This window comes from Oceanobacillus longus (genome assembly GCF_042650085.1).
In the GTDB taxonomy this organism is placed as follows: Bacteria; Bacillota; Bacilli; order Bacillales; family Amphibacillaceae; genus Oceanobacillus; species Oceanobacillus longus.
Window position 1 is genome coordinate 731,485 of the sequence record NZ_JBHSAO010000001.1, and the last position, 12,111, is coordinate 743,595.

At 37.0% G+C, this 12,111-nt stretch carries 15 protein-coding genes; all 15 read left to right on the top strand.

Annotated features, from left to right (window positions below; all coding sequences use genetic code 11):
* The first annotated feature begins 65 nt into the window (after window positions 1-65).
* Window positions 66-1,100, top strand: coding sequence for an NAD(P)H-dependent glycerol-3-phosphate dehydrogenase (locus ACFOUV_RS03775; RefSeq protein WP_379495421.1), 1,035 nt, complete (start codon window positions 66-68; stop codon window positions 1,098-1,100).
* Between the two features lie 62 nt (window positions 1,101-1,162).
* Entirely contained in the window at window positions 1,163-1,423 is a 261-nt protein-coding gene (locus ACFOUV_RS03780; RefSeq protein WP_379495422.1) for a stage VI sporulation protein F, read from the top strand.
* Window positions 1,424-1,687: 264 nt separating this feature from the next.
* Window positions 1,688-1,885 (top strand): DUF2768 domain-containing protein, encoded by a 198-nt coding sequence (locus ACFOUV_RS03785; protein ID WP_379495423.1) that lies wholly within the window; start codon window positions 1,688-1,690, stop codon window positions 1,883-1,885.
* 20 nt (window positions 1,886-1,905) lie between these two features.
* Complete coding sequence (locus tag ACFOUV_RS03790) at window positions 1,906-2,634, top strand: hypothetical protein (RefSeq protein WP_379495424.1); 729 nt, start codon at window positions 1,906-1,908, stop codon at window positions 2,632-2,634.
* A gap of 214 nt (window positions 2,635-2,848) precedes the next feature.
* Window positions 2,849-4,327: a stage IV sporulation protein A gene (gene spoIVA, locus ACFOUV_RS03795; RefSeq protein WP_379495425.1), complete on the top strand. Its 1,479-nt coding sequence runs from the start codon at window positions 2,849-2,851 to the stop codon at window positions 4,325-4,327.
* Window positions 4,328-4,696: 369 nt separating this feature from the next.
* Window positions 4,697-4,969: an HU family DNA-binding protein gene (locus ACFOUV_RS03800; protein WP_235794597.1), complete on the top strand. Its 273-nt coding sequence runs from the start codon at window positions 4,697-4,699 to the stop codon at window positions 4,967-4,969.
* 127 nt (window positions 4,970-5,096) lie between these two features.
* The gene (gene mtrB / locus ACFOUV_RS03805; RefSeq protein WP_379495426.1) at window positions 5,097-5,321 is read left to right on the top strand and encodes a trp RNA-binding attenuation protein MtrB; all 225 of its coding nucleotides are present in this window, start codon (window positions 5,097-5,099) and stop codon (window positions 5,319-5,321) included.
* Between the two features lie 116 nt (window positions 5,322-5,437).
* Entirely contained in the window at window positions 5,438-6,238 is an 801-nt protein-coding gene (locus ACFOUV_RS03810) for a heptaprenyl diphosphate synthase component 1 (protein ID WP_379495427.1), read from the top strand.
* 3 nt (window positions 6,239-6,241) lie between these two features.
* Window positions 6,242-6,949 carry a demethylmenaquinone methyltransferase gene (gene menG, locus ACFOUV_RS03815; protein ID WP_379495428.1) on the top strand — a complete coding sequence of 236 codons (708 nt, stop codon included), beginning with the start codon at window positions 6,242-6,244 and terminating at the stop codon, window positions 6,947-6,949.
* A 65-nt stretch (window positions 6,950-7,014) separates the two neighbouring features.
* Window positions 7,015-7,992 carry a heptaprenyl diphosphate synthase component II gene (hepT, locus tag ACFOUV_RS03820; protein ID WP_379495429.1) on the top strand — a complete coding sequence of 326 codons (978 nt, stop codon included), beginning with the start codon at window positions 7,015-7,017 and terminating at the stop codon, window positions 7,990-7,992.
* A gap of 77 nt (window positions 7,993-8,069) precedes the next feature.
* Complete coding sequence (gene ndk / locus ACFOUV_RS03825) at window positions 8,070-8,516, top strand: nucleoside-diphosphate kinase (RefSeq protein WP_379495430.1); 447 nt, start codon at window positions 8,070-8,072, stop codon at window positions 8,514-8,516.
* A gap of 73 nt (window positions 8,517-8,589) precedes the next feature.
* Complete coding sequence (locus ACFOUV_RS03830; protein ID WP_379495431.1) at window positions 8,590-9,363, top strand: CheR family methyltransferase; 774 nt, start codon at window positions 8,590-8,592, stop codon at window positions 9,361-9,363.
* A gap of 133 nt (window positions 9,364-9,496) precedes the next feature.
* A complete protein-coding gene (gene aroC / locus ACFOUV_RS03835) occupies window positions 9,497-10,666 on the top strand; it encodes a chorismate synthase (protein WP_379495432.1) in 1,170 nt (389 codons plus the stop codon).
* Window positions 10,666-11,733, top strand: a complete 1,068-nt coding sequence (gene aroB / locus ACFOUV_RS03840; protein WP_379495433.1) for a 3-dehydroquinate synthase — start codon at window positions 10,666-10,668, stop codon at window positions 11,731-11,733. The genes aroC and aroB overlap by 1 nt, the downstream gene beginning before the upstream one ends.
* A gap of 2 nt (window positions 11,734-11,735) precedes the next feature.
* Window positions 11,736-12,110, top strand: coding sequence for a chorismate mutase (gene aroH, locus ACFOUV_RS03845; protein ID WP_379495434.1), 375 nt, complete (start codon window positions 11,736-11,738; stop codon window positions 12,108-12,110).
* Window position 12,111 lies beyond the last annotated feature (1 nt).

The window sequence follows — 12,111 nt, forward strand, 5'->3', positions numbered from 1 at the left end:
ACGGATCTTTTGCACCTCAAGGGTACGATTTAAAGGCCCTTCGAGATAAAGAGGGAGTGAATAAAATGAATAAAATCGCAGTGTTGGGAGCAGGTAGTTGGGGGACTGCATTAAGCATCGTTCTTGCAGATAATGGACATGATGTCCGCCTATGGTCACATCGAAAAGAACAGGCTGAGGATATAAACCGTACTCACAAAAATGAGAAATATTTGGATGTAGCCATTCCTGAACAAATAACAGCATTTTATGAGCTCGAACAGGCACTCAACGATGTAAATGCAGTTATTGTAGTTGTTCCAACCAAAGCAATACGCGAAGTATGTCAGCAATTAAACCAGATACTAACCAACAAGGTTACCGTTATTCATGCTACAAAAGGAATTGAGCCTGATTCACTGAAAAGAGTTTCCGAAATGATTGACGAGGAAATGCCTGGCTATGACTACGAAGATATTGTCGTGTTATCAGGGCCAAGCCATGCGGAAGAGGTAGCTCTGAGACATCCCACAACCGTGACTGTAGCCTCTGTGAATTTAGAAAAAGCTAAAATTGCTCAGAATTTATTTAATAGTGATACATTTCGAGTTTATACTAGTTCGGACTTACTTGGTATCGAATTAGGTGGAGCATTAAAAAATATTATTGCACTAGGCGCTGGTATTTCAGATGGCCTTGGCTATGGCGATAACGCAAAAGCTGCTCTAATCACTAGAGGACTTGCTGAAATTGCCAGATTAGGCACGTCACTCGGTGCTAATCCACTTAGCTTTTTAGGCTTATCTGGAGTCGGGGATCTCATTGTAACCTGTACAAGCGTCCATAGCCGAAACTGGAGAGCTGGTAATTTGCTCGGTAAAGGAAATAAACTGGATGATGTATTGGACGAAATGGGAATGGTTGTAGAAGGTGTCAGAACCGTTCAGGCTGCATATCAGTTTGCCAAAGAACAGGTAGTGGAGATGCCTATCACTACCGGCATTTACCAAATATTATTTGAAGATAAAGACCCGAGAAAAGTCGTAGAGCAACTGATGACACGCGATAAGCGGGAGGAAATGGATGACATCGCAAGCTTGCTGAATGAAAGGTATTCTTAATAACACGTAATTACGCTCCTTGCATATAATACGTTGAAAGAACACAGCAAGGAGGAGAATGTGTGAACAATTTTCAAAAAGGAATGTTCGACAAAATACAGAAAAACTCAAATATCAATCCTGACGAGATAATGAAAGTTGCGGATTCCGTAAAAAATGCGGATTTTTCTGACGAAAAGACAGTCCGAAATTTAGTTCGCCATTTATCAAGAATGGCAGACAAACCATTATCAAAAGAAAAAGAAGAAAAAATCGTTCAATCCATTGTTAACAACAAAATGCCTGGGGACTTGCAATCTCTGAATCATTTATTTAAAAAATAGCCATTCATAGGCAACCTGCGGATACGTAATAGCAAATCCCTGCATAAGATAAATCGCACAAGCATTCATGGATAGAGTTGCAAAGGATTTTATTTAGTCAACCTGGAATGAAGAAGCCCCCTTCATTTCGGGTTTTTATTTGTAACTTGTTTTGAAATCATTATACTTACTATTTCGACAACATCATTTTAATACTTGCATAATCTACCATATGTTATAATACTTTGTGCAAAGAAAAACTGTGAATAAACAGGGGTGAATTCGTTGTCAGTATCAATGCTTATGATGTATATTTCTTTTGTTGGGATGATTTTATTAATTCTGGCAATTGGTTTAATAGTGTTAAGCAGAAGTAAATTAAAAGGTTGGTTAGCAGGAATGGTATCATTTCTTGCTTACATATGCTTAATAACTGGTGGTTTAATTATTCTTTATGTAGTATTGAGTGGGCCAACACGGTAGCTGACAAGGAGGCTATTAAAGTGAAGCATACATATTTGCGTATATTTGGGGTGTTACTTTTATCATTACTATTAAGTGGATGTTTATACCCTCAGAGCGAAATGGAGCAAAATCAAGTACCTAACGAAGAACAATTACAAACGGTTCAGCAGGCAGTGGATAATTACAAAGAAGAGCAACAGGGCCTGGTACCAATCAAAACAAAAGCTAATGAAACACCTATTTTTCAAAAATACTTAATTGACTTCAGCATACTAAAAGAGAAGAACTACATATCTGAAATTCCAGCAAATGCCTATGAAAAGGGCGGGGTTTATCAGTATACTTTAATAACACCGGATGATGATCCAAGGGTGAAATTAATTGATTTACGTATTACAGAAGCGATTAGAAGTGTCAATGTGCAATTAGACTTTTATCGCAATGAAAATATTTATCCAGCATATGGAGACAAAATTGCCGAAGGTGTCTATACAGTGGATCATGAAAAATTAGGCTTGGAAAAATCTCCAACTGTAGTTAGTCCTTATTCCCATGAAAACCTGCCTATTATCATGGATGTAGATGGAAACCTGTATGTTGATTACAGAATTGATTTAAATCATGCTTTAAATGAATATGACCATGAATTTGCCGAAGGAGAGGATATTCGTTATCTGCTTGCCGATAATACCCCTTTTGTACCGGCATATTCTCTACCGTATACCATCAAGAACGATGAACCAGTTTTTTTAATGGAAAGTAAGTAAGAAAATAAATATAACATATTCGTTCCCTTGTAACATATATTGTTGCAAGGGATTTTTTTATTTCCGGCATTTATTACATCCTGAAGGGACTTATAGTTTATTTTATTAAAAGGACTTAAACAAGTCATATTTTAATAGGACAACATCATAGACTCATAATGTCAATAAATTGCGGGTGGTCCATATTAAAGTACGGAGATCGGGAGGGGATCTTTTGGAAAAAATCGATATCTTTAAAGATATTTCGAAACGGACGAATGGAGATATTTATCTAGGAATAGTTGGTGCAGTCCGTACAGGAAAATCGACGTTTATTAAGAAATTCATGGAACTCGTTGTATTGCCTAACATTGAAGACGAAAGTGAAAGAGCTAGAGCCCATGATGAATTGCCTCAAAGTGCAGCTGGAAGAACGATAATGACAACAGAACCAAAGTTTATCCCGAACCAGGCTGTGAAACTTACTGTGGATGAAGGTTTAGATGTAAATGTCAGACTTGTTGACTGTGTAGGATATGCTGTTGAGGGTGCTAAAGGTTTCGAAGACGAAAATGGGCCACGGATGATAAATACGCCGTGGTATGAAGATCCAATACCTTTTCATGATGCTGCTGAGATCGGTACTAGAAAAGTAATTCAGGAGCATTCTACTATTGGAGTTGTCGTTACAACAGACGGCAGTATAGGAGAAATACCACGTAACGATTACGAAGATGCAGAAATGAGAGTTGTTGAAGAACTCAAAGAAGTAGGCAAACCATTTATCATTGTTATTAACTCAACGAAGCCAACGAGTCAGGAAACCGAGTTATTGCGTCAGGATTTAACCGAAAAATACGATATTCCAGTCCTTTCAATGAGCATTGAATCAATGACTGAACATGATGTGTATAATGTTCTAAGAGAAGCGCTTTATGAATTTCCTGTTCTTGAAGTTAATGTAAATCTTCCAAGTTGGGTAATGGTGCTAAAAGAAAATCATTGGCTAAGAGAAAACTATCAAGAAGCAATTCAAACAACTGTCAAAGACATAAAAAGACTGAGAGATGTTGACCAAATCGTTGGTAACTTTACCGAATATGAATATATTGATAAAGCAAACCTCGCTGGCATGGAAATGGGAGATGGTGTAGCAGAAATTGATTTGCATGCACCTGATTACTTATACGACCAAATTTTGAAAGAAATTGTTGGTGAAGAAATACGCGGCAAGGACCACTTACTGGAGTTAATGCAGGATTTTGCATTTGCTAAAAGGGAATATGATCAAGTTTCCGGTGCATTGCAAATGGTGAAGCAGACCGGCTATGGTATTGCAGCTCCAACATTGGAAGATATGCAACTGGATGAACCCGAAATCATTCGCCAAGGGTCCAGATTTGGTGTTCGTTTGAAAGCGGTAGCGCCATCCATTCATATGATAAGAGTAGAAGTAGAATCTGAGTTTGCTCCAATTATTGGGACAGAAAAACAAAGTGAAGAACTTGTTCGTTATCTAATGCAAGATTTTGAAGAAGATCCATTGTCAATCTGGGAATCTGATATCTTTGGCAGATCTTTAAGTTCTATCGTTAGAGAGGGAATTCAGGCAAAAATATCCTTAATGCCTGAAAACGCAAGATATAAACTCAGGGATACACTCGAGAGAATTATCAACGAGGGTTCCGGGGGACTAATAGCGATCATATTATAGCAGCTTTTTATAAGCTGCTTTTTTGTTTTTCAAAAATAACTGTTTCAACAGCTAGAAATATGGGAATTATGACGTATATGTGTAATAAACCGACTTTAGACTTTACTACTGGCGGTTTGATTCACATTACCAGGATTTGGTATTTATTCTGTGTTTATGAAGGCATTCTGGGCTTTTCAGCAAATAAATATTGATTAAATCAATACTTATTGTTGAATTTTATTGGAAACTCAGTTAATATAAGCCTTGTCATCACTTGAAGCGGATGACATTTGCGTTTAAAACAGACAAAACAAGTGAACAAATTTTCACTTCGATGATTTATTTGTTCCCATGTCGAATTAAACACTTTGGGAGGAGGTGAATGTCATGAACAAAACAGACTTAGTGAATGCAGTAGCTGAGAAGAGCGAGCTTTCTAAAAAGGACGCAACAAAAGCTGTAGATGCAGTATTCGAATCTGTCATGGATTCACTTAAAGATGGTGAAAAAGTACAGTTGATCGGTTTTGGTAACTTCGAAGTACGTGAGCGTTCAGCACGTAAAGGTCGTAATCCACAAACTGGTGAAGAAATCGAAATTCCAGCAAGTAAAGTTCCTGCTTTTAAACCAGGAAAAGCCCTTAAAGATAGTGTAAAATAATTTACATAAGGGCGCCTAAAGGGTACGTACATATGCGTGCCCTTTTTCTATGCCATAAATAAGGTGAATTGATTGACTTTAAAACGTTATTAGGACATATTAGTTATAAAAAGGGTAGGTAATTTACATGAGTGATTCAACTGTTAATACTGATTTCTTTGTTATTAAAGCGATGGAGGATGGTGTAAATGTTATTGGTTTGACTCGAGGTAATGACACCAAATTTCACCATTCCGAAAAACTGGACAAGGGAGAAGTAATGATTGCCCAATTTACCGAACACACTTCAGCGGTTAAAGTTAGAGGAAAAGCATTCATTCAAACCAGTCATGGCGAATTGGTGAACGATTAAATAAACAAACAAATTATTACCCTTTCATCTGTTTGCATTCAATCATTTTTATCACAGATGAAATATGCTATAATAACTAGAGCACGCGAAAGGATGAAAGGGCCCAGGTGATATCTTTGAACACTTCTATCATAGAAATCCAGAATTTAAGGGAACTTCTTGAAGATAAACTGCAACACGAATATCTGGAAAAATACATACAAAAGCCCGTAATTGATGATGAAAAGCTGAGCATATTAATTTCTTTAGTAAATAATAGGTTATCGCTAAGTCCAACACAAAAAGATCAATATATTATCACGGCAATGATGGTACAAGTTGCCCTGGATACACATGAACTCGTACCCGTACAAAATGACAGCAACGAAACAAACGAAGAAAAACTCACAAAACAACTTAGAGTTCTTGCTGGTGATTATTACAGTGGTTTATATTACTTACTATTATCTGAAATAGAAGATTTTGATTTTATACATACACTAGCAAGCGCGATTAAGAAAATTAATGAATATAAGATAAAGCTATACTATAAAGAAGTAGAATCATTCGATGATTTTATTGAATTAACGAAGAAGATCGACTCTGCAGTTATTTTGCAAGTTGCTCAATTTCTTTATGGTAGCTCACTCGATCAAGTGATTGCGGATTGGCTATTCACAGAGAGAATGTCTCGTGAGATTAGAGAAGCTCACATAAGTGGCCAATTCCCTTTATATGAGGCATGGCAGGCAATTGATCAATACAGCAATCATTTTTCTTTTACTAATAAAATTAATGGAATCATTCATAAGAATAGATTAAAAATTGCTGATCAGACTTCGAATCTCCCTGATCAATACTTATTCATTAAGAATCACTTACTAAGCCGAATCAATGAAACGAAACATCATGATTCTCCAACTGCGGAAGAAGGTTAAATTATGCAGGAAGAAACGAAAGAAGAGCGTGTACACAACGTTTTTGAGAAAATATATCCAAAATACGACACACTGAATTCCATTATTTCTTTTCAGCGACACAAGGCATGGAGAAAAGACATCATGAAACGCATGAGTGTAGAACAAGGCTCTCGTGCACTTGATGTATGCTGTGGTACTGGTGATTGGTCTGTTGCACTTGCTAGTGTTGTTGGCATAGAAGGCTCGGTAACTGGACTTGACTTCAGCAAGAATATGCTCTCCGTTGCAGAAAAGAAAAAAGAGGAACTCAAACTAGATCAGCTTGAACTGATCCATGGGAATGCAATGGAACTTCCCTTCGAAGACGATTCCTTTGATTATGTTACCATTGGATTTGGGTTGAGAAATGTACCAGATTATATGACGGTATTAAAAGAAATGCACAGAGTTGTTAAACCAGGTGGTAAAGTCGTTTGTCTCGAAACATCGCAACCTACACTAATCGGTTTCAGACAAGCTTATTATCTTTATTTTCGGTTTATCATGCCCGTTCTTGGCAGGTTATTCGCGAAAAGCTATAAAGAATATTCGTGGCTTCAGGAATCTGCAAAAGACTTCCCTGGCAAAAAAGAATTAAAACAAATGTTTTTGGATGCCGGTTTTTCCAGCGTCGATGTAAAAAGCTATACTGGCGGAGTTGCCGCAATGCATATGGGCTTTAAAAATTAATTTCACATAATAGTCGTAAATCAAAACACGACTCATATTTTTCAAGGTAAAATAAGGTGACATAAATGAGACTACCAAAAATCTATGGATTCTTAAAAAAGGATCTAGATATAATTGAATCCGCGTTACACGAAAGTATTCAAGCAACACATCCTGTATTGCGCAAAGCATCCATGGAATTATTGGAAGCAGGGGGAAAACGTATTCGCCCTGTTTTTGTTTTGTTGGCAGGACAATTGCGCGATTATGACATAAACAATATAAAAAAGGTGGCCGTTTCTCTTGAATTGATCCATATGGCGACGCTCGTCCATGATGATGTAATTGACGAAGCTGAACTGCGTAGGGGTAAACCGACCACAAAATCTTTATACGGAAATCGTGTTGCAATGTATACCGGTGACTACATATTGGCCCGGGCACTGGAAGAAGCCACAACGATTCGTGATGCAAACGTTCACCGCTTACTATCCAAGACACTTGTAGAAGTCTCTATTGGGGAAATTGAGCAGATCAAAGACAAATTTGTATGGGATCAAACATTACGGGATTATTTGAGAAGGATTAAGCGGAAAACTGCTCTCCTGATTGCCAGCAGTTGTAAACTAGGAGCTATTGTAAGTGGTCTGGATGAAAGAGATACGGATAGACTATATCAATACGGATATAATATCGGAATGTCTTACCAAATTATAGACGATATTCTGGATTTCACTTCATCTGCAAAGGAACTTGGGAAACCTGCTGGAAATGATTTGCTGCAAGGAAATATTACACTGCCGGTGCTCTATGCGATGGAGAACAAGGAATTTAAACAAATGATAGAAGAGACCTTCATTCATCCAGATCATACAGATATCGATGAAAACACCATGAAGATGATTCTATCAAAGCTTAAAAGTACCGATGCAATTAACATGTCTTACAAGGTTAGTGATTTGTATCTGGATAAGGCATTGAGGTCCCTTGACCCTTTACCACATTCAAGAGCAAAGCAGACGTTGCAGGATATAGCAAAATATATCGGAAAAAGACGTTCCTAATAAGATTGTTATTTTTGCAAAAATTTGATAGAATTTTAAAGATTGGTATTTTAATACATATTGATGGGGTGGAAAAAATGGAGAAGTCGTTTTTAATGGTCAAACCAGACGGGGTTCAACGAAATTTAGTTGGAGAAATTGTTAATCGCTTTGAAGCAAAAGGTTTTAAACTTGCAGGTGCCAAATTAATGGTAATTCCAAATGATCTTGCCGAGCAACATTATGGCGAACATAAAGAAAGACCATTCTTTGGAGAGTTAGTAGATTTCATTACTTCCGGACCAGTGTTTGCAATGGTTTGGGAAGGGGAAAATGTTATTTCGACAGCGCGTACGATGATGGGTAAAACAAATCCTCTGGAAGCTTCACCAAGTACTATCCGTGGGGACTTCGGTGTATCTGTTGGCAAAAACATTATTCATGGTTCAGATTCTCCAGAAAGCGCTGAAAGAGAAATCTCATTATTCTTTGATGAAAAAGAAATCATATCCTATACAAAACAGGATAGTGAATGGATCTATTAATTTAAATTCAACCTCCGTTTATAATAACGGAGGTTTTTTAACAATTACGTATGAATGGAAGAGGCGCTGCATAGTGAAAGATGATTACATAGAATTTATACAATATGTTAAGCGAAAACTGGGGATTGATCTTTCTTTATATAAAGAGACCCAAATGAAGCGAAGGATAACAACGTTAAGGAATAAACGAGGTTATCCAAGCTTTGTTTCTTACTTTGAAGCATTGGGCAAAGATAAAGAGATGCTGAATGAATTCACCGATAGGTTGACGATTAATGTATCCGAATTCTATAGGAATCCAAAAAGATGGGACGTTTTAAAAGACAGAATCATTCCCAAGTTATTAAAGAAAAATAATCGAATATCCATTTGGAGTGCTGCCTGTTCGACAGGGGAAGAACCATACAGTTTAGCTTTGATGATAAAGGAACATTTTTCAACAGCAACGATTCAATTAATGGCAACTGATATCGATGATACTGTTCTGTCCAAAGCTAAACAAGGGATATATACAGAGCAAGCTTTAAAGGAATTACCAGAAACGCTCAAGAAGAAATACTTTGAAAAAACAGGTAGTCTCTATAAGATAGATGAATCAATACGGAAAAACATAACATTTAAGAAACATAATCTTCTTGCAGATTCCTATCCTAAAAATATGGATTTGATTATTTGCCGGAATGTTTTAATCTATTTTACGGACCAAGCAAAAGAAGAAATCTATCGTAATTTCAGTGGTGCGCTTAAATCGGATGGTATTTTGTTTGTTGGAAGTACAGAACAGATATTTAATCCGAATAAATACGAGTTTAACCTTGCAGAAACATTTTTCTATCAAAAGATATAAGTGTTCTTTGCTTGCATTTACCAAAAATATTTTTTCAAATATATACAACATAATTAAAAGCAGATATGATATAGTAATTAGAAAACTTTATACTTATCCATATTATAATAATTACGGTAAAGGAGAATGTACATTGCGCTACTTAACATCAGGGGAATCTCATGGTAAACAACTTACTACAATTATAGAGGGACTACCTTCTCAAATGCCTTTATTAAAAGAAGACATAAATGAGTCTCTTATAAGAAGACAAGGAGGATACGGTCGAGGAAAAAGGATGCAAATTGAAAAGGATCTTGTTGAAATCACAAGTGGTATCAGACATGGATATACATTAGGCTCTCCAATTTCTCTCGTTATACATAATGATGATTTTAAACATTGGACAGATATTATGGGAGAAGATCCGATGGATGACGATTCCAAAATGAGGCGTGTAGTAACTAAACCACGTCCTGGTCATGCAGATTTGAATGGTGCTCTAAAATATGGCCATCGTGATATGAGAAATATCTTGGAAAGATCATCTGCAAGAGAAACAGCAGCAAGAGTAGCAGCAGGAGCAGTTGCCAAAACGCTCTTAAAACAACTCGATATAGAGGTTTGCGGATATGTTAAAGAAATAGCTGGTATTCGTGCAGAAGAGAAAGAAACATTAAGCATAAAGGAACGGATTAAAATATCACAGGAATCGCCTGTCATGGTATTGGATCAAAACGTGGAACAGGAAATGATGGACGCAATCGATAAAGCCAAAAGTGATGGCGATTCGATTGGTGGAGTTTGTGAAGTTTATGTCGAAGGATTGCCCGCTGGTGTCGGTTCCTATGTACATTACGACCGTAAACTGGACAGCCGAATAGCTGGAAGTGTGATGAGTATTAATGCATTTAAAGGTGTAGAATTCGGTATAGGCTTCAAAGCTGCAGAATTAAATGGCAGTCAGGTTCATGACGAGATTGCTTGGGATAAAGAAAAAGGATATTACAGAACTTCCAATAGACTTGGTGGTCTTGAAGGCGGTATGACATCTGGTATGCCTATCGTTGTAAAAGGAGTAATGAAACCTATCCCAACATTAATGAAAAAGCCACTTCAAAGTGTTGATATTGAAACAAAGGAACCTTTTAAAGCAACTGTTGAACGTTCCGACGCCTGTGCAGTGCCTGCAGCATCCGTAGTCATGGAACATGTTGTAGCTTTTGAAATTGCAAAAGCAATCATGGAGCAATTTCCAAGTGATCAATTTAAGCAGCTTAAGAAGGCAATTGATGACTACCGTGAAGAAATCAGGTGTTTTTAGTGAAAGATATTTTCGTTCAATCAAATACAAATTCGTATCATATAACTGTTGGAGAATCGATACGATTTCAACTGGAAGACTATTTAAAGAAAGATTACTCTTCCATTCTTATTGTTTCTGATGAAAATGTAGCAGCTTTGTATTTGGATGATATCCTGAAAAATTTTTCCGATAAACCCATTTTCCAATCGGTTGTTCCTGCTGGTGAACAATCTAAAAATATGCAAACATTTTACCAATTGCAAACAGATGCCATTAATTACGCTTTAGACCGTGAGTCGCTAATTATTGCACTTGGTGGCGGAGTAGTCGGGGATCTGGCAGGTTTTGCTGCAGCCACCTATATGCGCGGAATAGATTATATACAAATGCCAACAACCATACTTGCTCACGATAGCAGTGTGGGAGGAAAAGTGGCGATCAACCATGAACTGGGTAAAAATCTGATTGGTAATTTCTATCCACCACAGGCCGTCGTTTATGATGTGGAGACGTTGAAATCTCTAAATGAAAGGGAAGTGCGATCTGGATATGCCGAGTTAATAAAAGAGGCACTAATTGCGGATACTGATTTTTACCACACACTGCTTGAAACCGATATTTATAATCTTTCCAACAGCGAATTACAGGATCATCTGCAGCGAGGAATTAAAATAAAAGCTCATATTGTGGAAGTGGATGAAAAAGAATCCGGTATTCGCAAGCACTTAAATTTAGGTCATACATTGGGACATGCTCTCGAATCCGATTTGGGCTATGGTAAGTTAACCCACGGAGAAGCAGTGGCAATTGGCTTACTTTTTTCACTGCATGTTAGTGAACAGGTATTTGCTGTAGAACAGCCTTTTGAGGAACTAGCTCTATGGTTAAAAAATAATCGCTACCCTCTTAGTGACATAGACTACCAAACAGATCGCTTAATAAATAAAATGAAATCCGATAAAAAATCGGTAAAGAGTAAAATACAAATGGTTCTTTTAAAGGAACTTGCCTTTCCTGTTGTAGAAGAACTAAAAGATGATGATATAGAAAAATATTTAAACTCATTTATAGTAAGGATGGTTTGAAAATGACAAGAGGAATACGAGGAGCAACAACTGTATCTGAAAATGAAGAAAAACAAATGATTGAAAATACAAAAATCCTCATCGAAGATATGGTGAAAAAGAATCATATAAAACCAAGCGATATTTCTCACGTATTTATTTCCGTTACGAAGGATCTTAATGCAGGATTTCCTGCCAAGGGACTACGAGAATTGGAAGGATGGACTTTTGTACCAGTTATGTGTATGGCTGAAATAGAGGTACCGGGAAGCCTCCCAAAATGTATCCGGGTGATGATGGTAGTTAATACAGATGAATCACAACTAAATATTCAACATGTTTTTCATAATGAAGCGGTAAAATTACGTCCAGATCTAATAAAAAAGAAAGGAGAGTAGC

Coding starts and splice junctions, on each gene's coding strand:
- menG (WP_379495428.1), top strand. CDS start 6,242: ATGCAGGAAGAAACGAAAGAAGAGCGTGTACACAACGTTTTTGAGAAA.
- hepT (WP_379495429.1), top strand. CDS start 7,015: ATGAGACTACCAAAAATCTATGGATTCTTAAAAAAGGATCTAGATATA.
- ACFOUV_RS03775 (WP_379495421.1), top strand. CDS start 66: ATGAATAAAATCGCAGTGTTGGGAGCAGGTAGTTGGGGGACTGCATTA.
- ndk (WP_379495430.1), top strand. CDS start 8,070: ATGGAGAAGTCGTTTTTAATGGTCAAACCAGACGGGGTTCAACGAAAT.
- ACFOUV_RS03800 (WP_235794597.1), top strand. CDS start 4,697: ATGAACAAAACAGACTTAGTGAATGCAGTAGCTGAGAAGAGCGAGCTT.
- mtrB (WP_379495426.1), top strand. CDS start 5,097: ATGAGTGATTCAACTGTTAATACTGATTTCTTTGTTATTAAAGCGATG.
- aroH (WP_379495434.1), top strand. CDS start 11,736: ATGACAAGAGGAATACGAGGAGCAACAACTGTATCTGAAAATGAAGAA.